Origin of the sequence: Niabella beijingensis (assembly GCF_020034665.1) — a bacterium.
Lineage (GTDB): Bacteria > Bacteroidota > Bacteroidia > Chitinophagales > Chitinophagaceae > Niabella > Niabella beijingensis.
This window is the reverse complement of sequence record NZ_JAIQDI010000001.1, coordinates 3271896-3290353: the sequence shown is the minus strand read 5'-3', so window position 1 is coordinate 3290353 and position 18458 is coordinate 3271896. Positions and strand designations below refer to the sequence as shown.

Sequence of the window (18458 nt, the reverse complement as noted above, 5' to 3'; positions counted from 1 at the left end):
TTTTGAGTTTTGAGATAAAGACGCGATACCTTATCCCACCCGCAACAGTGTAGTGAGAAATTAACAGACCTGTAAGGTTTTTAAAACCTTACAGGTGTTTTTTTAATGGTTCACCAGTTTCATGGCGCCTTCGCTGTACCGTGCGCCGGTATCCGGATATTTTTTTATTATGGAATCGATGGCTTCCACGTCACTTTGCGTCAATTCAATGTCCACCGCACCAGCGTTCTCCTCCAGGTATTTCCGTTTTTTGGTTCCTGGAATAGGGATGATATCATCACCCTGTGCCAGTACCCAGGCAAGCGCCAGTTGTGCGGGAGTACTGTTCTTTCCCTTTGCAAGATCAGCGAATGCACGCACCAGCTGTGCGTTATTTTCTGCAACATTCTCCTGGTAACGGGGAAGGGTCCTTCTGAAATCGTCTGCAGCCAGCGATTCCGTATTCAGTGCATTGGTCACCAATCCTCTTGCCAACGGGGAATAAGGTACCAGGCTGATCCCCAGTTCACGGACCGTGGCCAGGATTTCCCCTTCCACATCTCTCGTCAGTAAGGAATATTCGCTTTGTAAGGCTGCGATCGGATGCACGGCATGTGCTTTACGGATGGATGCTGCGGAAGCCTCACTTAAGCCAAGGTATCTGACTTTTCCGGCTTTTATCAGCTCTGCCATGGCGCCTACCATTTCTTCAACCGGAACATTCGGATCCACACGATGGGCATAGTACAGGTCGATGGTATCGATTCCCAATCGCTGTAAACTTTTATCCACCGCCTGTTTCATCCATTCAGGACTCCCGTCAAAATAAGTACCCGCGGCATTATTGGGTCCTGCAACCCCATCCTTAAACCGAAAACCGAATTTAGTAGCAATAAACACTTTGTCGCGATTGGGTACCAGCACCTTTGAAATCAGCCGCTCGTTAGCCCCATCTGCGTACATGTCCGCCGTATCCCAGAAGTTGATACCCCGGTCGAGGGCCTTGTGCAAGGTGGCAATGCTTTCTGTATCATCCGTGGGACCATAAGCAAAGCTCATTCCCATACAACCCAGCCCGATGGCCGAAAGACGCTCACCGGTCTGTCCTAGATTTCTGTATTTCATGTTTTGTTATTTTAAAAGTGAGAGGTGAAATTTGAGATGCGAGATTTGAGAGGTGAATGTGAGAAGTGATAATATGAAAAGGGCCTGCCAGGCTGATGCCCTATGACCGGGACGATGAACTGAGCGTAGCAACCCGGCTGCCACAGGCACTGTTGCCGGCACCAAAAAACACGAACCATTTATGCCTGCGCCTGCTGCTTTTTCAGCAATAACTGTAAGATCAAAAAAGCTATAACCCCCATGATAAGGTACCCGTATCCTAGTCCCTGTTGCGACTGCGGATGTAAGATCCCCACTACCGAATAACTGGCAACAGCTGTAATAATAAAGTTGGACCCTCCGCTCAGGCCGCTGGCCAGCCCGGCCATCTGCGGAAACCGCCCCAGGCAGTAGGCAAAATAATTATTGAAAATGAACCCGACGCATACATGGATCAGGAATGCAAAGAACAGCAGGGAATAAAGATTCTGCAACCATACCGCTGTGATGATCATGCCCAGGGTTGCCAATAACTGCGCAGCGTTGCTTCTTCTCAGCTTTGGCAGAAACGCTTTATTTAAACTGGCTTTACCGAGAAAACCGCCGCACATCCATGCCAGCCCCATTACCAGCGCACCATAGCCCGCCACAACAGAAGAGTAATGCATCTGGTGCTCGATGATAAAGGCGCCTGCCAGTCCGAAGATCATCGTGGTGCCATAACAGAGGCCGCAGATCAATAAACCATAAGCAAAAGTGCGGCTCCGCAGCATCACCCGGTAATCACCCAGCATGGAGCTCCATTTAAAATTGCGGTAAACCGGAACCGTTTCTCCTGAAAAGATCCACTCCAGCGCCAGCATCAGGGCTCCATATACGGCCAGCACATAAAAATTGGCCTGCCAGTTGAAATACTGCTGCAGGTAACCACCGATAAAAGGGGCAATAACCGGTGCGGAAGACCATACGATGGACATCAGGCTGAGATAGTGTTTCCGTTCTTCCCCTTCATATACATCCACAAAAAAAGCCCGTTTGGCCACAACAATAAAGCCGGTGGTAATGCCCTGCACGATGCGCATGGCATAGATCAGTTCAAGCTGCTTTGTAAAAATGATAACCAGGTTGCTGGCGATGAAAACAGCAAGGGATACCAGGGTGAGCCGGAACCTTCCGTAACTGTCGATAAGGCTTCCGGTTACGAACTGTGCCAGGCCATAGCTTACCAGGAACAGCGTTAATGTAAGCTGGATGGCACCTTCCGGCCGGTGCAGTTCCTGCGCCATGTGCGGCATGGAAGGCAGGTAGATGTCCGTTATCAGCCCGGATAAAGGAATGAGCAAAAATGAGATAAGGGTGGCTGCCTTTTTATTTTTTTCCTGCAGCCGTTTTACTCCGGGCTGCTGCTGACGGGATATCATGGATTGTGTAGGAATCATACGGGTCATTTACACCGCAAAATTAGGACCGCTTCTTCAGCCGCCGGTTACTCTAATCAAACCAATACTTACAAAAATCAAACAATGGATTTTCTAAGTGCGGCGGGGCTCTGGCCGGTTTTTTTCTTATAAAAGCTGGTAAAGTGCGCCGGGTATTCAAAACCCAGGCTGTATGCGATCTCCGAAATATTCCAGTCGGAATGCCTTAAAAGCGCCACCGCCTCTTTCAGGATCCGGTCGGAGATATGCCCGGTGGTGGTTTTGCCGGTCACCTCCCGTACCGACCGGTTGAGATGGTTTACATGCACGGAGAGCTGATGCGCAAAACTTTTGGGGGAACGCAGCTGTACCACCAGGTCGGGTGCATCGATCGGGAACTGGCGTTCGAGCAGGTCCAGGAAAAGATTGGTGATCCGTACACTGGCGTTTACCGGTTTTTCAAACCTGTCTGTAGCACACCATTTCATGGCTTCGTGAATGACCAGGTGCAGGTAATTACGCAGCACGTTGAATTTATGCACATAGTCTGAATGCAGCTCCTGTTGCATCTTACGGAAGATACTGCTGATCTCCTCCTGCTGGTCTTCGTTTAAAAAATAAACCGGCCGCGCACCTGCCTTGAACAGTGGTGAATCCTGAAGACTGAGGATCCGTTCATCATGCTGGATAAAATCTTCTGTGAACAGACAGAACCATCCCGACTGTTCGGGCGATTCCGCTTCCCACAAATAAGGCACCATAGGATTGGAGAACATCAATGCCGGACGGTCGATGTGGATCCACTGGTTGGCATAATACAGTTTACCGGTACCGATAATATAGGAGACCTTATAATAATCCCTCCTGGAATAATTGGTATGCGGAGAGCAGAAGGCCCTTGGAAAGATATTAAAATGCCCCAGGCCCAGACCTACGTTATGAAGGGATAATTTTGATGTATTGTGATTGATCCTTTTATAGAATTCCTCAACGGTTTCTGCTTTTTCCATGGAACAAAATTACAGAAATCAAACAAATAAAGGCATTGAGCAACATAACGGGTCCATAAACAGCCGTGTGTTTTACCGTTAACCCGCCGTTTCCTCACCAGATCACAGCAATGTTGCTGCTTATAAAAGTCTCATGAAAACAATGCTTCTGCCACTGCCACACTCTCCGGTTTACCCACATCCACCCAGCGGTCATCCTTGTGTTCCAGGCCTTTCAAGGTATGCTCTTTTGCCAGGTGCAGGTACAGATCGATCAGTGAGAATTTTCCGGTAAAGGGAATGGCATCAAACACGGCGTAATTAAAGAGCACCACACAGTCATAGGCCAGTTGCCGCATGGGTTGCGCCGTTCTTGAGATCCGTTCCTCACCGGTGGTAATATTGCGCCAGCCGCAAAGCGTATTTGCTTCATCAAACAGCAGATAACGGGAAGTTTTCCGCCCACTTACCATCATTGAAATCAATGCATCACCGGCGTTATGAAAACGGGTCAGCGCATTGATGTCCAGGTCGGTGAGTATGTCTGCATTGCAGGTGATAAACGGTTCGCTGGGCGTAAAAAGCGGCTTTGCCTTTAACAATCCTCCCCCTGTTTCGAGTACCGCATCGGTCTCATCACTGATCAGCACTTCGCTCCCCCAGCCCTTATTCTTTTTAACGGCTGCTACGATCTGGTCGGCAAAATGATGCACATTCACAATCACCCGGCTGATCCCGTATTGCTGCAGGTATTCGATATTCCGCTGTAACAGGCTTTTCCCGTTGATCACCGCCAGGGCCTTGGGATGTGTGTCTGTCCAGGGTTTGAACCGCGTGCCCAGGCCGGCGGAGAAAATGAGGGCGGTCCGGGGCAGGGAATTACTATTTGTTGTCATACTATACGCTTTCATTTCCGGCAGATCATTGACCGCCGGTTATACTTCCTTTTTAACCACTTCATTGATCCAGTTCTTTGCATCCTGCACCCAATGGTTCAATTCTATTTTTACCTTGAATTTGTTTTTCAGATGCCGGGCCAGGGCATCCGCGGCATACACGCTGCGGTGTTGCCCGCCGGTGCATCCAAAACTTATCATCAGGCTGTCGAACCGGCGCTGGATAAAATCAGCCACCGTAATGTCCACCACATCAAAAACACTGTGCAGGAACTCAGGCATCTTTGTCTGCTGTTCGAGGTACTGGATCACTTCTTTATCACGCCCTGTCTGGGTTTTCATGCTTTCGATCCTTCCCGGGTTTAATATACCCCGGCAGTCAAATACAAAACCGCCGCCATTCTCTTTATCTTCTACCGGAAGGCCTTTTTTAAAGGAGAAGCTTGCTATTTTCACCACCAACGGGGTTTCTTCCGTCGCCTGCACCGGCGTGAACTGCTCAATGATCTCATCAGCGATACAGAGCTGTAACACTTTATCAAATTCCGGTACAGAAATACCCATTGCATTTTTGCGGAGAAAGGCCCTGAGGTTTCGCAGCGCCAGCGGAATGCTAGTAAGGAAATGCGCCTTCCGCTCGAACAATCCCCTGAACCCGTAGGCACCCAGCACCTGTAGCAGACGGATGAGCACATAGCCGTTGTACTGACTTACAAATGCCGTCCGGTTCAGTGGCTTACCCAGCAAGGGTTCCAGCGCATCCATATAATCGGTGAGCAATTGTTCTTTCCAGCCTTCGGATAGATTAGCCCTTGCCTGCCAGAGCAGGGAAGCCACATCATACTGAGGGGCACCTTTCATCCCCCCCTGGTAATCGATAAAATGGACGGAGCGATCCTCCATCACCTGGATATTGCGGCTTTGAAAATCGCGCATCATAAAAAACTTATGATCCGTGTGTGTAAGGTAGGTACTGAGGGCTTCAAAATCATCGATCAGCGCCTGTTTATCATACGGTTTCCGTAATGCATCGAGAAAATAATATTTAAAATACAGCAGGTCCGCCATAATGGCCTGCTTGCCAAATTCCTTATTGGTCAGACAGCGGTCATAATCCAGTCCTTTGTCGCCCAGTACCTGAACACGGGCCAGTGCGGCAAGACTGCTTTTAAATAATTCATACACCGGAGGGCATTCTCCCTGCTCCTCCAGATGGTTGATCAGCGATATATTTCCATAATCTTCCTGCAGGTAATACGCCCTGTCGGCACTTATAGAAAGTATATGCGCCACCGGAAGCTGCTTCTTTTGAAAATGTTCTGAGAAATAGAAGAAGGATTCATTCTCTTTTATATTGGCACCATAGGTTCCGATGACCGAACGCCCTTCCCTCCAGATACGGAAATAACGGCGTTCACTGCCCGCCTGTTGCAATACATCAATCGTATCCGGAGCATGTCCCCCCCATTGCTGATACAATGCTGTTATTTTTTCTACTTTATCCTGCATCCGGCAAAGATAAGTTCCGTTTTGAGTTTGCAGTCTTAAAGTTTAGCAGTTGTTAAGCAACCTGGTAGCTGCTCATAGCCTGCTGCACAGCCGGCAATTACGGCCCTCCCTGCGCCTGAGTCCTTTTACCAGCTCCCGCTTGCACCGCCACCGCCGCTGCTGCCACCACCACCGGAGAAACTGCTGCTGGAACCGGAGGAGGAGGAAGAGGACGACGACCAGGAAGATGAGCCCGAGGAAGAACTGCTCCGCGACCAGGAGTCATCATCGTGATCGCGGCTTCCGCCGGAGCTGATCAAAATGCCTTTTGAGTATGCGTAAACCAAAAAGCCCATAATGGTAACAATGCCTCCGACAAACGCTGTGATGGAAGCAGGGATGCCTCCGTAAAATTTTGCTACCAGCGCCACCACCGCCGCCAGCAGCAACAGTACCCCGGCAAGTATCTTGACGGTTCTGTAGCGTGCCAGCGCATACCCCGCTGCATAACTGAAAGCAGCAAAGGGGGTTGCCAATAACGGGGTGAAACTAAAACTAAAAAAGATAAATACAACTATGATTACAAGATCAGCAATCAGCACCTGCCGCACCGACAGGAACTTCGCCCCTGCCAATATCCCGGATACAAAAGCCACCAGCATCAGCAGGAGAAATATCTTGCCTTCTTTTGTTAATCCGCCGCGCGAAGCCGGAGCCGCTTCAGGCAATGATCCGCCATTGATCAGCAGTTCCACCGAATTTACTGCGCTCTTTAGTCCTTCGCCAAAATCATTGTTCCGGAACGCAGGTTTCATTTGTTCTTCGATGATCCTGCTGGCAGACAGATCCGTTATGGTGCCCTCCAACCCGTAGCCTACCTCTATCCGCATTCTTCGGTCATCCTTTGCAACCAGGATCAGCACGCCGTCGTTCCCGTCCTGTGAGCCGATCTTATTTTCCCGGAACAGTGTTGTTGCATACTCCTCAACGGAGCTGCTTCCCGTAGTAGGGATCATTACAACGACCACCTGGCGCCCGGTCTTTTTTTCGATTGCATATAACCGGTCATCGAGTGTTTTTATTTCACCGGAGGATAAGGTACCTGTCTGATCCGTGGTACGTGTCCGGATCTTCAACACTTCCTGTGCCTGTCCATTACCTGTCAAAAGCAACAGTGCTATCATCAGTTGCAATATTCTCAACAATCCCGACAGGCTTCCCTGCAACGGGATAACCACGCCTTCGTGCTTCCTGTAAAAATCTCTCAACCGGAACGAACGTATCATAAAGGTCTTCCCAAAAAAATGCATCGCATTAAAGTTAGCGATCATCCCGTCTTTTTAACAAGAATGACCTTGATTTTTTTGTACCTTAGCAGGAAAGGATCTATTATGGCAGTGATATTACCAGTGGAAGGAAAATACCCTCAGATCGGTGTAGATTGTTTCGTGGCGCCCAATGCCACTATTGTAGGCGATGTAATTGCAGGAGCCGCCTGCAGCTTCTGGTTCAACACCGTTGTAAGGGGCGATGTGAATTTTATCCGTATCGGCGATAAGGTGAATATACAGGATGGTGTTACTATTCATTGTACCTATCAGAAATGCGGCACTACCATCGGCAACAATGTCTCCATCGGGCACAATGCTATCGTACATGGATGTACCATTCATGATAATGTATTGGTAGGAATGGGCGCTATTATTATGGACAACGCCGTAGTGCACAGTAATACCATCATAGCGGCCGGCGCTGTGGTACTGGAAAATACGATCTGCAGTCCGGGCAGCATTTATGCCGGTACGCCTGCAAAGAAAATAAAAGATATTTCCCAGGAATTGTTACAGGGGGAAATCGACCGGATCGCGAACAATTATGTAAAATATTCGGGCTGGTTTAAAGATGCCAATGAAGCAGACCGGTATTTTAAAAAGAGCTAGGGCTGCTGCCGGCACAGGCAGGCCAAAGTAGCTTACCTGTAAATAAGCACCTCGATCTTTCCATCTTCGGTAACGGCGCCCCGGTACATGCCCTCAGTATTAAAGGGCATGGCCATATTACCCTGTTTGTCCAGGATGATCAGCCCGCCGTCGCCGCCCATTTCCTTTACCTTATCCAGCACGGCACCTGCTGCCCGATCAATAGTATATCCCTTATACTCTATGAGATCGGATACGGTTTTGGCAACTACGTTCCTGATAAAAAATTCTCCCCAGCCGGTGCAGGAAATACCCGCTGTGGCATTATTGCAGTAAGTACCCGCGCCGATGACCGGCGAATCGCCTATCCGTCCGTATTTTTTATTGGTCATACCGCCGGTTGATGTTCCCGCAGCAAGGTTTCCCTGCTGATCGAGGGCCACACATCCTACGGTTCCGAATTTCTGATCAATATTTATTACCGGTTCCACTGCGGAGGTTTTGCCATCATGGTCCTGCACCGCCCGGGCCGAATCCGCTTTTAATGCCCGTTGCAGCCCCTGCCACCGTTCTTCTGTTCTGAAATACTCTGGCCCCACCGGTGTAAGTCCGGCCTCTTCCGCAAACAGTTCAGCCCCTCTGCCTGCCAGCATTACGTGTTCCGATTTTTCCATTACAGCCCTTGCCGCAGTTATCGGATTCTTTATGGTAGTTACCCCCGCAACAGCTCCGGCCTTTAAGATCTTGCCCTCCATAATAGAAGCATCCAGCTCATTACGTCCGTCGTGTGTAAAAACGGCGCCTTTACCTGCGTTGAACAAAGGATTATCTTCCAGAACGCGTATGGTCGCTTCCACTGCGTCCAGACTTGTTCCTCCGGAACGGAGTTTGCCATATCCTGTCTTTAATGCTTCGGTAAGGGCCGCAATATAATGTTGCTCCTTTTCGGCAGACATGTTCTTTTTTAAGATGGTACCCGCCCCTCCGTGTACCACCAGTACATATTTTTTCTTTTGGGCAACGGCAGCAAGGCCCAGTATGAGCAACCATACTGTAAGCACGTATCGTGTATTGCGGATCTTCATAAAACCAGATTTTAGAATACGGATCGGGCGATCCGGTTTCAGGATCGGTCATACCCAACCAATCCGTCAATAATTCCTGTTTTCAATGCTCTCAAAAATATTGAGATAACTTATGTAGCGTTCCTCGTAAATATCCCCGCTTTCAACTGCTGCTTTCACCGCGCAGCCGGGCTCATTGATGTGCGTACAGTTATTATAACGGCAGTGTTCCAGCCGTTGCCGCATTTCGGGAAAATAATGTGACAGCTCTTCCCGTTCAAGATTCGTAATGGCAAGTTCCCGGATGCCCGGAGTATCGATGATCCTCCCGTTTTCAGGCAGGTCGTACATGGTGGCAAAGGTGGTGGTATGCATCCCTTTTCCGCTCCATCCGCTCACATCATTGGTTTTAATGGCTTCTCCGGGCAGCAGGATATTGATCAGCGAAGATTTTCCCACACCGCTGTGACCGCTGATCAATGTCGTTTTATTGTGCAGCAGGCCATTGAGAATGTCCAGTCCTTCTTCTTTTTCCACGCTTACCGCATGAACCTGGTAGCCCAGTGAACGGTATACCTCCGAGAGCGCTTCGTAGGCGGCCCATTCTTTTTCCCTGTAAATATCAGTTTTATTAAAAAGAACGATTGCCGGTACATGATACATTTCACAAACCACCAGGAACCGGTCGATGAACCCACGCGAAGTACGCGGATCCTTTAACGTAGCGATCAGTATCGATTGATCCAGGTTGGCGGCAATAATGTGCTGCTGGTGTTTCATACGCGGCGATTGCCGGTTGATATAGTTCGTACGGGGGAAAATCTGATCAATAACAGCGGTGCCTTCAGCGCCTTCCTCCGTTTCTATATTCACCCAATCGCCTACCGCAAGCGGGTTGGTACTGGTGATGCCCTCTATTTTAAAAACGCCCTTTATCCGGGCGTTATGAAACGTTCCCGCTTCATCTTTAACCGTATACCAGCTCCCGGTTGATTTATAGACTAAAGCCTTCAATGCTCAGGGGTTTAAAGTTTGGGGTTTGAGGTAAGACATCAACCTTGCACCTCAAACCTCAAGCAAAAATTATACACTGATCTTAAAATCACGCAATGCATCATTCAGACTGGTTTTCAGATCGGTACTGGCTTTCCGTTTTCCGATGATCAATGCGCAGTTCACATGATATTCACCCGCAGGGAATTTTTTGGCATAGGAACCCGGGATCACCACACTTCTGGCGGGTACGCGGCCTTTGCCTTCAATGGGAATGGATCCGCTTACATCAATGATCTTGGTACTCTGTGTAAGCACCACATTGGCACCCAGTACTGCTTCTTTTTCCACGATCACCCCTTCCACTACAATAGAACGGCTTCCCAGGAAACAACCGTCTTCTATAATTACTGGACTGGCCTGCAGGGGTTCCAGTACACCGCCAATACCCACGCCACCACTCAGGTGCACATTCTTCCCGATCTGTGCACAGCTTCCTACCGTTGCCCAGGTATCTACCATGGTTCCTTCATCCACGTACGCCCCGATATTTACATAAGAAGGCATCAATACCACATTCTTTGCCAGGTAGGATCCATAGCGTGCCACCGCATGCGGTACCGCACGCACCCCGATATCCTTGTAATTCTTCTTCAGCAACATCTTATCGTAAAACTCAAACGGGGGCACATCCCAGGTCTGCATTTTCTGAATTCCGAAATACAGGAGAATGGCCTGTTTTACCCATTCGTTCACTTTCCATTTTCTTCCCTCAGGTGCTGCAACGCGCAATTCTCCTTTATCCAGTGCCGCAATTACTTCATGAATGGCATCCGTATATTTACTGTCTTTCAACAACTCCCTGTTGGCCCAGGCCGCGGTAATCAAGTCTTGCATAGTACTTTTTTTGTACGGACAAAGATAGCTTTTGTGCCTGAAGTTTAAGGCCTAAAGTTTAGGGTACAACCGTATTCCTACGACAACGTTGCCAGAAAACGGCATCGATATACGGGGATGAAATGAGAAATGACTTTCTTTGCAATTATGAATATCGGGTTCGACGCCAAAAGGGCTTATCATAACAATACCGGGCTGGGATTTTTCAGCAGGGTGCTGATCCGGCTGCTTGCAGAGCAGTTTCCTGAACATGGCTATTACCTGTTTAATCCAAAGCCCGGCAAGTCGTTCCGCCCGGAACAAAAAAACATTTACGAGGTATTGCCCGCAGCTCCCCTGCACCGCCTGTTCCGTGCAGTATGGAGAAGCCGCTGGGTGACCCGCGATCTGCAGCGGCTGGGGATCAATCTTTACCATGGGCTGAGCCATGAAATCCCTACAGGTATTCCCAAAACCGGTATTCCTTCTGTGGTAACAATCCACGATCTGTTTCCAGAGATCTATCCGGAACAGTACAAACCCATTGATGTAAAGATCTATCGTGCCAAATTGCGCTATGCCTGCAGGAATGCCACAAAGATCATGGCCATCAGCGAAGAGACCAAAGGTCATATCATTAAGACCTATGGAACGCCCGCAGAAAAAATTGAAGTGATCTATCAGAGCTGTGCCCCTGCTTTTACAGTAATAGAGACCGCAGAAAAAAAAGCGGCCGTCCGTGAAAAATACGGACTGCCGGAAGCTTTTTTTCTGCATGTGGGCACCATTATCGAGCGCAAGAACCTTCTCAACATCTGTAAAGCACTAAACAGTATCCGCGGGGATATCCCCATACCACTGGTGGTCGTTGGCAATGATGGCGGGTTTAAGGATAAAGTGACCGCATATCTCCGGGAAGTACAACTGGAAGACCGTGTGATCTTTTTGTCGGAACAACTGGCACTTGCAGGGAAAAAACCGTTTGTGGAAACAGCAGACCTGCCTGCGTTATACCAGCTGGCAACCGCTCTGATCTATCCTTCCTATTTTGAAGGCTTTGGCATGCCGATCATCGAAGCCATGGCCGGCGGTGTACCCGTCATCACTTCCACTACTTCCTGTCTGCCGGAGATCGCCGGCACGGCCGCCTGGCTGGCAGATCCCGATCGTCCGGAAGAAATGGCGGCCGGCTTCCGGAAAATCTATGAGGACGCTTCCTTTGCCGCCACCATGCGACAGAAGGGCCTGGAAAATGCACAACGCTTCCGGCCGGAAGTGTATGCCGCCGATGTAATGAAACTCTATCAATCGATTTTATAATATGCACTCTTTTGAACAGGATATAAAAAAATGTGTGACGGCCCTGGAAGAAGGCGGCGTGATCCTCTATCCCACAGATACCGTATGGGGCCTCGGCTGCGATGCCACCAATGCAGATGCCGTTTCAAAAATATACGACATAAAAAAAAGGAGCGACAGCAAAGCACTGATCGTTCTTGTTACCACCGAACGGGAAGTGATGCAGCACACGGCGGCTGTAGACCTCAGCCTGTTTGATTATCTTGAAACCACAGACCGTCCGACAACGGTGATCTATGAGAACGGGCTCGGGTTTGCGGAGAACCTGACTGCTGCAGATGGGAGCATTGCCATCCGCATCTGCGGGGATGAATTCTGCCGGGCATTGATCAAACGCTTCGGTAAACCGATCGTATCTACTTCCGCAAACATTTCGGGAGAGGCCACACCTGCACATTTTAAAACCATCGCGACAGCTATAAAAAAGCAGGCGGATTTTGTGGTGCATCACCGTCGTGATGATGAAGAACCGCACCAGCCCTCGTCCATCATCCGCTGGAGGGATGGACAGGTTGAAGTGATCCGGTAACGAGTTGCTGAACAGGAGCTGTCAGCTATTGGCTGTCAGCTTTCAGCTTCCCAGATTCTCAACGCTCAATTCTCAAACCTGCATTATATTTGCCGGTCAGATGGATATTCAATTAAGTGACCCGGAACTGGCCATCATCAATAAAGTGGCCCTGGCAGCGCAGGAGCTTGGTTTTGAAAGCTACCTGGTGGGAGGCTTTGTGCGGGACAAATTGCTGAACCGGTCTACAAAAGATGCGGATATTGTTACTATCGGGGATGGCATTGAACTGGCCAGGGCTGTGGCTGCGATGCTGCATCCGGCTCCACAGGTCAACTATTTTAAAAACTTCGGTACCGCTCATATTCGTATTGCAGCATTTGATGTAGAGTTTGTCGGTGCCCGGAAAGAAAGCTATCAGCGCAACAGCCGCAAACCACAGGTAAGTCCGGGCACGCTGGAAGATGACCAGAACCGGAGAGACTTTACCATCAATGCCATGGCCATCAGTCTGAACAAAGATACCTATGGTCAGCTGTTGGATCCCTTCAATGGGCGCCGGCACCTGGAAGAAAAAATAATCATTACCCCGCTGGAGCCGGACCAGACCTTTAGTGACGATCCGCTCCGGATGCTGCGGGCCATCCGGTTTGCCACACAGCTCCATTTTACGATCGAGGCAAAGACACTGGCTTCCATTTCAAAAAACAAAGACCGTATCCGGATCATTTCCCAGGAACGCATTACGGATGAACTGAATAAGATCATTATGGCTGCGCGGCCTTCGATCGGTTTCGACCTTCTGTACAAGACCGGGCTGCTCCGCATCATCTTCCCCAAAATGGTGGACCTCGCCGGTGCGGAATTTAAAGAAGGGATCGGGCATAAGGATAATTTTTATCATACATTACAGGTACTGGACAATGTTGCCGCTACCAGTGATGACCTCTGGCTGCGATGGGCAGCGATCCTGCATGATATTGCAAAACCGGCTACCAAACGCTTTGAAGAAGGAACGGGATGGACCTTTCATGGCCATGAGGTAGTGGGTGGCCGTATGGTACCCAAACTTTTTGCACAATTTAAACTGCCGCAAAATGAGAAAATGCGGTTTGTAAAAAAACTGGTGGAGCTGCATCTCCGGCCCATCAGTCTTACAAAGGAAAACATCACGGATTCTGCCATCCGCCGGCTTCTGTTTGATGCAGGGGAAGATTTTGACGCACTGATGTTGCTTTGCGAAGCGGACATCACCAGTAAGAACAGGAAAAAGGTGCAGCGCTTCCTCGATAACTTTAAGCTGGTACGCGAACGCTGTAAGGAAGTGGAAGAAAAAGACCAGATCCGCAACTGGCAGCCGCCTGTAGATGGCATTGAGATCATGCAGCTTTTCAACCTTGCCCCCTCAAAACCGGTAGGTATCCTGAAAGATGCATTAAAAGATGCCATCCTGGACGGACTGATCCCCAACACAAGAGAAGCTGCATTAGAATTCCTGAGAGAAAAAGCAAAAGAGATCGGGTTGCCGTAATTACAGGAGTCAGAAAGCAGTGATTTATTTGAACCATTAAGAAGTGAAGAACAGTTAAGGCCGCTAATGCTTCAATGGTTCAGCCACCCTTCCGGTATTAACTCCAAAGTTGCAGCAGCAATTCCAGTTCTTCTTCTTTGGATTGATCGGGCATCACAGTACCTGCACGCCGGTACCAATAACGGGCATTTCCTTCATCACCTTCCACGCGGTGTAAATAGGCATGCAGCCGGTCAAAATCCTGCTCACCCTCATGATCCTGGGCAATGCTATGTGCCGCGTTCCAATTGCCTTTTGCAGCGTGCCACAATCCCTGCTGCAACAAGCTGAGTCCTTCAGGTAATACATTTGCCTGTAATGATTCTTTAAAATCTTTATATGCCATTCCTTCAATTTAATAGTTAGCAGAGTACTGTTTTTTCAGACATTTTTAAAAGCGGAAGGTAAGCCCTGCCCCATTATGCGTTCCACCCAGCGATACACTTTTGAGTTCATCCAGCCTCCGATTACTGTGAGCGATAATAAATGAACTTCCGGCTACAGCAGCCAACCCGCCCAGCATGATGATTGTACCCGATGTTTTGTTGTCCTGCTTACCCGACAGTACGATACCCGTCACTGCCACGGCAACCCCTGCACCACCAAGTACGAACCCCGATGTCCGCATTCGTTTATAGTGGGCTTCGTCTTTTTCTTTACCGGATACTGCTGTTTTATAAAACACCGACTTGCTGTCTGTCTTTTGTTTTGCCAGGAACTGACTGTTACCGTTGTTAAAAAAGGCAAGACAAAAAAGACCCAAAAACAAAAGTATTTTCATAGCAAAAAATTCTGACCCTCAAAAATAAGCAACTGCACGGCCATATACAGAGAAAAAAGCGAGTAGCGACTGTTAAAATTAAAGATCACCCAAATAAGCGGGAACCCGGAGCGCTGCCTGGCCGCTTTACCCGTATGAAAATTTGAAGCAGACCCAAAGAAGCCCTAACTTTAGCACCCTTATCCGGTTAAGCGATTAATTTTAAAAAACATGAAACGACTACATCCATTAAACTTCCTGCTTTTATCCTGTTTTTTATTATCGGCCTGCGCCTCCCGGACAAACAGCGGACTGCGGGGTACCGATCTTGCAGTGTGCGGAGATGACAAGGTTCTGTTGGTGAACAGCCGTCAGTCGGCCAGTACACCTGATATAACCTGGCGCTGGCAGGTCTCTGAAGCCCGCGAACTGCCTGCGGCCTATCAAAAATGGATGGTGCCACTGGACGAATGCAAACCGGTTATGAACCGCTCTGCCCTGCTGCTTACCTCATCCGGCGGAGGTGTGCTGCTGCTGGACATCAAAAGCCGCAAACCTCTTTTTTATGCGCATGTACCTATGGCGCATTCTGCAGCGCTGCTGCCGGGAAACCGCTTGGTTGTAGCACTTTCCACACATCGCGATGGAAACAGCATTGAACTTTACAACCTGAACCAGCCGGAACAACGGCTATTCAGGGACTCCCTTTATTCCGGGCACGGAGTGGTGTGGAATGATAAATACAAACGTCTTTTCGCACTGGGCTTTGATGAACTCCGGTCTTATTCTTTAAAAGACTGGGAAGGCCCCAATCCCCAACTGCGGCTTGAGGAGCACTGGAAGATCCCTTCGGAAGGCGGGCACGACCTGTCGGCAGTTGATGATGAAAACATGATCGTTACCACCCATCATAATGTTTTTACGTTTAATATCGCAAAGAAAAGTTTTGAGGTATTTGAGCCCTTAAAAGGCCGGGAGAATATCAAATCAGTTAATTATAACGCGCAGAAGAAATTATTACTGTTCACCCAGGCAGAAGAAAGCTGGTGGACACATCACATTTACCTGCGCCATCCGGATAAAACCATCGAAATACCGGAAGTAAAACTCTATAAGACCCGTTTCTTCTGACCACCCTAAGCGTGCGGCTATAAGGCAGTCACATCATAATCCGGACAGGCGCCCTTCTGTGTGGCAATAAATGAGCCCAGCCTGCAGGCAAAGTCCAAAGCGGTTTCCGGGGTGCTGCCTTTTAGCAGCCGGGATAAAAAACCGGCGAGGAATGCGTCTCCGCTGCCCACCGTATCCACCACATCTACCTTAAAGCCCGGATGCTCATAAAAAGCACCGTTTGTGTAATAAGCGGCCCCATCGGCACCCTTTGTTATTATAATGTCCGGGAGAGAGAACCGCTTTCCCAGTGCCGCTGCCTGTTCCTGCATTGTTCCGGTAAACGTATACCAGCCGCTGAGCAGCTCCAGTTCGTTCTCATTCAACTTCAGCATCGTTGCCTCGTTCAGCAATGCTTCAACTACATCCTGCGTAAAATGCGGGGGACGCAGATTGATGTCCATTATTTTTGTGGTTGCCCGGGATAACAGGGTGAACAACGTTTTACGCGAATGCTCATTGCGGGCAGCAAGACTTCCAAAGACAAAGAGTCCGGAGGCCGCCACCTGCTGCGGCACGCCTTCCGCCACATCAATAAAATCCCACGCTACAGGAAAAACAATATCATACTGCATTTCATAATTCTTACCCGGTGTGGCCAGCACTTTTCCGGTGGGATGCGTATTGTCCGTTTGTATCAGGGAGGTATCCACCCGATGTTCTTCCAGGAAACGGATCAGCCGCTCCCCTTCCTCATCATTTCCTTTTTTTGATACAACTCCCGCAGTAATGCCCAGCTGGTTCAGGTGATAGGCCACATTCATCGGCGCACCGCCCGGCTGCGCCCCGTCCGGCAGCACATCCCAGAGAATTTCACCAAAGCAAATAGCCGTATAGGATTGTTCCGTCATAAAATTTAATTTGATCTTTATGGCGCAAAGTTCATACCAGCCCTTTCAACAACCGGAATTAATACAGGGCGAGGTTCGAAATCAGCGGTGCGGCCTTTGAATCGGTGATGCGCACCCTTATTTTTGAAGTAACCACCGGATCGATGCGCAGGATGCGTTTGTAGCCGATAGTAGTACCTCCAGCGATCTCCTTCCAGCTGCCGTTTTTCAGGGCCTCGATCGTAAAGGCCTTCACACGCTGGCCCAATGCAATATATTCCTGCAGTAATACATAACTGATCTTTTTCGCTGCAGGCAATTCCACTTCAATATCGGCAACCGTTACTCCTTCATCTGTTGCCCAATACGTGTTTTTATCGCCATCCGCGATCTTTGCTCCGTTATAAACCGCCGCATTCCCTCTTATATTGCTGGCCTTTACACGCACCTGCCTGGCCAGGTTGTTCGTCAGTCTTTCCTCCAGCAGCTTTTTAAATCCCCGTAAAGCCGCAACATCTGTGGGATGGAATACCCCATTTCGGTCGGGAGGAATATTCAGCAACAGGTTGGATCCTCTGCCCACCGAGCTGAGATAAATTTCAAACAGCTGCTCAGGAGTTTTAACTTTACTGTCTTCCGAAGCATGATAAAACCAGCCCGGACGGATGGACACATCCACTTCTGCAGGGATCCATTTTGTTCCGTCATCGGACCCGGTATTCAATATCTCATTGATTCCGGACTTGCCTGCATACAACGTATCAGGTGTAATGCTGTTCCAGTTGGTTTCACCGGCCACTCCTTTTTCATTTCCCACCCAGCGGATATCCGGTCCCGCATCGCTGAAGAACAATACATCCGGCTGCATACTGCGCACCAACTTTAAGGTGGTGGGCCAGTCATAATAAGTCGCTCCGTTGATCTTCCGCTGCTCTCTTTTCCCGCCGTAATAACCATCACCGCCATTAGCGCCGTCGAACCACATTTCAAAAACAGGCCCGTAATTCGTAAACAGTTCTTTGAGCTGGTTCCGGTAATAGCTGATATAGGAAGGGCTGCCGTAATCCGCTCTGTTGCGGTCCCAGGGCGACATATAAACACCAAACTTCAACCCCGCCTTCCGTGCTGCCTCGCTGGTTTCCTTTACAATATCGCCTTTTCCGTTCTTCCAGGGACTGTTCCTGACCGAATGTTCCGTGTAGTTGCTGGGCCAGAGACAAAATCCGTCATGATGCTTGGTAGTAAGGATCATGGCCTTAAATCCTGTTTGCTTCAGCACGGTTGCCCACTGATTGGCATCGACTTTTGAAGGATTAAAGATCCCGGGATCTTCATCGCCGAACCCCCATTCTTTATCCGTAAAGGTGTTAGTGGTAAAATGAATAAAGGCATAGGTTTCCAGCTGGTGCCAGGCCAGCTGCCGGGCAGACGGCACCGGATACACTGGAGCAGGTGGTGTCACCTTCTGGGCCCCTACCGACAGGACAAGTCCCATACACAGAAAAGAGCCGATGATCGTTTTCTTCATATACTGT

The 18458-nt window shown here is 49.2% G+C and carries 18 protein-coding genes; 5 read left to right on the top strand and 13 right to left on the bottom strand.

The annotated features are described in order from the left end of the window. Window positions 1-102: 102 nt before the first annotated feature. From K7B07_RS13755 to K7B07_RS13730, 6 genes are all read right to left on the bottom strand, one after another. A complete protein-coding gene (locus tag K7B07_RS13755; protein ID WP_223710530.1) occupies window positions 103-1104 on the bottom strand; it encodes an aldo/keto reductase in 1002 nt (333 codons plus the stop codon). Between the two features lie 179 nt (window positions 1105-1283). Further along, window positions 1284-2522 carry a multidrug effflux MFS transporter gene (locus K7B07_RS13750; protein WP_223710528.1) on the bottom strand — a complete coding sequence of 413 codons (1239 nt, stop codon included), beginning with the start codon at window positions 2520-2522 and terminating at the stop codon, window positions 1284-1286. 77 nt (window positions 2523-2599) lie between these two features. Beyond that, window positions 2600-3511, bottom strand: coding sequence for a helix-turn-helix domain-containing protein (locus K7B07_RS13745; protein WP_223710526.1), 912 nt, complete (start codon window positions 3509-3511; stop codon window positions 2600-2602). A 131-nt stretch (window positions 3512-3642) separates the two neighbouring features. Continuing rightward, complete coding sequence (locus K7B07_RS13740; RefSeq protein WP_223710524.1) at window positions 3643-4386, bottom strand: nucleotidyltransferase family protein; 744 nt, start codon at window positions 4384-4386, stop codon at window positions 3643-3645. A gap of 39 nt (window positions 4387-4425) precedes the next feature. Continuing rightward, window positions 4426-5895, bottom strand: coding sequence for a RapZ C-terminal domain-containing protein (locus K7B07_RS13735; protein ID WP_223710522.1), 1470 nt, complete (start codon window positions 5893-5895; stop codon window positions 4426-4428). Between the two features lie 125 nt (window positions 5896-6020). Then, window positions 6021-7205 carry a TPM domain-containing protein gene (locus K7B07_RS13730; RefSeq protein WP_223710520.1) on the bottom strand — a complete coding sequence of 395 codons (1185 nt, stop codon included), beginning with the start codon at window positions 7203-7205 and terminating at the stop codon, window positions 6021-6023. 60 nt (window positions 7206-7265) lie between these two features. Between K7B07_RS13730 and K7B07_RS13725 the strand changes: the two genes are divergently transcribed. Beyond that, window positions 7266-7814, top strand: a complete 549-nt coding sequence (locus tag K7B07_RS13725) for a gamma carbonic anhydrase family protein (RefSeq protein WP_223710518.1) — start codon at window positions 7266-7268, stop codon at window positions 7812-7814. 32 nt (window positions 7815-7846) lie between these two features. Here the strand turns inward: K7B07_RS13725 and K7B07_RS13720 are convergent, their stop codons facing one another. From K7B07_RS13720 to K7B07_RS13710, 3 genes are all read right to left on the bottom strand, one after another. Beyond that, on the bottom strand, window positions 7847-8878 hold the full coding sequence (locus K7B07_RS13720) for an isoaspartyl peptidase/L-asparaginase family protein (protein ID WP_223710516.1): 1032 nt from the start codon (window positions 8876-8878) through the stop codon (window positions 7847-7849). Window positions 8879-8944: 66 nt separating this feature from the next. Beyond that, on the bottom strand, window positions 8945-9871 hold the full coding sequence (gene rsgA / locus K7B07_RS13715; protein ID WP_223710514.1) for a ribosome small subunit-dependent GTPase A: 927 nt from the start codon (window positions 9869-9871) through the stop codon (window positions 8945-8947). Between the two features lie 69 nt (window positions 9872-9940). Then, on the bottom strand, window positions 9941-10747 hold the full coding sequence (locus K7B07_RS13710; protein WP_223710512.1) for a 2,3,4,5-tetrahydropyridine-2,6-dicarboxylate N-succinyltransferase: 807 nt from the start codon (window positions 10745-10747) through the stop codon (window positions 9941-9943). Window positions 10748-10876: 129 nt separating this feature from the next. Here K7B07_RS13710 and K7B07_RS13705 point away from each other — a divergent pair, with 129 nt between their 5' ends. The 3 genes from K7B07_RS13705 (at window position 10877) to K7B07_RS13695 (ending at window position 14124) form a co-directional block, all read left to right on the top strand. Further along, entirely contained in the window at window positions 10877-12046 is a 1170-nt protein-coding gene (locus K7B07_RS13705) for a glycosyltransferase family 4 protein (RefSeq protein ID WP_223710510.1), read from the top strand. A 1-nt stretch (window position 12047) separates the two neighbouring features. Further along, window positions 12048-12614 (top strand): L-threonylcarbamoyladenylate synthase, encoded by a 567-nt coding sequence (locus K7B07_RS13700; protein WP_223710509.1) that lies wholly within the window; start codon window positions 12048-12050, stop codon window positions 12612-12614. Window positions 12615-12714: 100 nt separating this feature from the next. Then, a complete protein-coding gene (locus K7B07_RS13695) occupies window positions 12715-14124 on the top strand; it encodes a CCA tRNA nucleotidyltransferase (protein WP_223710507.1) in 1410 nt (469 codons plus the stop codon). Between the two features lie 97 nt (window positions 14125-14221). On the opposite strand, the gene K7B07_RS13690 is transcribed toward K7B07_RS13695, so the two are convergent. Further along, the gene (locus K7B07_RS13690; protein ID WP_223710505.1) at window positions 14222-14509 is read right to left on the bottom strand and encodes a hypothetical protein; all 288 of its coding nucleotides are present in this window, start codon (window positions 14507-14509) and stop codon (window positions 14222-14224) included. A gap of 45 nt (window positions 14510-14554) precedes the next feature. Next, window positions 14555-14944, bottom strand: a complete 390-nt coding sequence (locus K7B07_RS13685) for a tellurite resistance TerB family protein (RefSeq protein WP_223710503.1) — start codon at window positions 14942-14944, stop codon at window positions 14555-14557. Between the two features lie 210 nt (window positions 14945-15154). Here K7B07_RS13685 and K7B07_RS13680 point away from each other — a divergent pair, with 210 nt between their 5' ends. Further along, complete coding sequence (locus tag K7B07_RS13680) at window positions 15155-16054, top strand: DUF6528 family protein (protein WP_223710501.1); 900 nt, start codon at window positions 15155-15157, stop codon at window positions 16052-16054. A 17-nt stretch (window positions 16055-16071) separates the two neighbouring features. Here K7B07_RS13680 and K7B07_RS13675 read toward each other — a convergent pair whose 3' ends face one another. Further along, the gene (locus tag K7B07_RS13675; protein WP_223710499.1) at window positions 16072-16944 is read right to left on the bottom strand and encodes a carbohydrate kinase family protein; all 873 of its coding nucleotides are present in this window, start codon (window positions 16942-16944) and stop codon (window positions 16072-16074) included. Window positions 16945-17002: 58 nt separating this feature from the next. Then, window positions 17003-18451 (bottom strand): alpha-L-fucosidase, encoded by a 1449-nt coding sequence (locus K7B07_RS13670; RefSeq protein WP_223710497.1) that lies wholly within the window; start codon window positions 18449-18451, stop codon window positions 17003-17005. Between the last annotated feature and the right edge of the window lie 7 nt (window positions 18452-18458).

What these genes read in the sequence shown, in the direction of transcription:
- K7B07_RS13730 (WP_223710520.1), bottom strand. Translation starts at nt 7,205, where the DNA reads ATGATCGCTAACTTTAATGCGATGCATTTTTTTGGGAAGACCTTTATG.
- K7B07_RS13710 (WP_223710512.1), bottom strand. Translation starts at nt 10,747, where the DNA reads ATGCAAGACTTGATTACCGCGGCCTGGGCCAACAGGGAGTTGTTGAAA.
- K7B07_RS13720 (WP_223710516.1), bottom strand. Translation starts at nt 8,878, where the DNA reads ATGAAGATCCGCAATACACGATACGTGCTTACAGTATGGTTGCTCATA.
- K7B07_RS13675 (WP_223710499.1), bottom strand. Translation starts at nt 16,944, where the DNA reads ATGACGGAACAATCCTATACGGCTATTTGCTTTGGTGAAATTCTCTGG.
- K7B07_RS13705 (WP_223710510.1), top strand. Translation starts at nt 10,877, where the DNA reads ATGACTTTCTTTGCAATTATGAATATCGGGTTCGACGCCAAAAGGGCT.
- K7B07_RS13750 (WP_223710528.1), bottom strand. Translation starts at nt 2,522, where the DNA reads ATGATTCCTACACAATCCATGATATCCCGTCAGCAGCAGCCCGGAGTA.
- K7B07_RS13695 (WP_223710507.1), top strand. Translation starts at nt 12,715, where the DNA reads ATGGATATTCAATTAAGTGACCCGGAACTGGCCATCATCAATAAAGTG.
- K7B07_RS13670 (WP_223710497.1), bottom strand. Translation starts at nt 18,451, where the DNA reads ATGAAGAAAACGATCATCGGCTCTTTTCTGTGTATGGGACTTGTCCTG.
- K7B07_RS13680 (WP_223710501.1), top strand. Translation starts at nt 15,155, where the DNA reads ATGAAACGACTACATCCATTAAACTTCCTGCTTTTATCCTGTTTTTTA.
- K7B07_RS13740 (WP_223710524.1), bottom strand. Translation starts at nt 4,386, where the DNA reads ATGACAACAAATAGTAATTCCCTGCCCCGGACCGCCCTCATTTTCTCC.
- K7B07_RS13690 (WP_223710505.1), bottom strand. Translation starts at nt 14,509, where the DNA reads ATGGCATATAAAGATTTTAAAGAATCATTACAGGCAAATGTATTACCT.
- K7B07_RS13700 (WP_223710509.1), top strand. Translation starts at nt 12,048, where the DNA reads ATGCACTCTTTTGAACAGGATATAAAAAAATGTGTGACGGCCCTGGAA.
- K7B07_RS13745 (WP_223710526.1), bottom strand. Translation starts at nt 3,511, where the DNA reads ATGGAAAAAGCAGAAACCGTTGAGGAATTCTATAAAAGGATCAATCAC.
- K7B07_RS13735 (WP_223710522.1), bottom strand. Translation starts at nt 5,895, where the DNA reads ATGCAGGATAAAGTAGAAAAAATAACAGCATTGTATCAGCAATGGGGG.
- K7B07_RS13755 (WP_223710530.1), bottom strand. Translation starts at nt 1,104, where the DNA reads ATGAAATACAGAAATCTAGGACAGACCGGTGAGCGTCTTTCGGCCATC.
- K7B07_RS13685 (WP_223710503.1), bottom strand. Translation starts at nt 14,944, where the DNA reads ATGAAAATACTTTTGTTTTTGGGTCTTTTTTGTCTTGCCTTTTTTAAC.
- K7B07_RS13725 (WP_223710518.1), top strand. Translation starts at nt 7,266, where the DNA reads ATGGCAGTGATATTACCAGTGGAAGGAAAATACCCTCAGATCGGTGTA.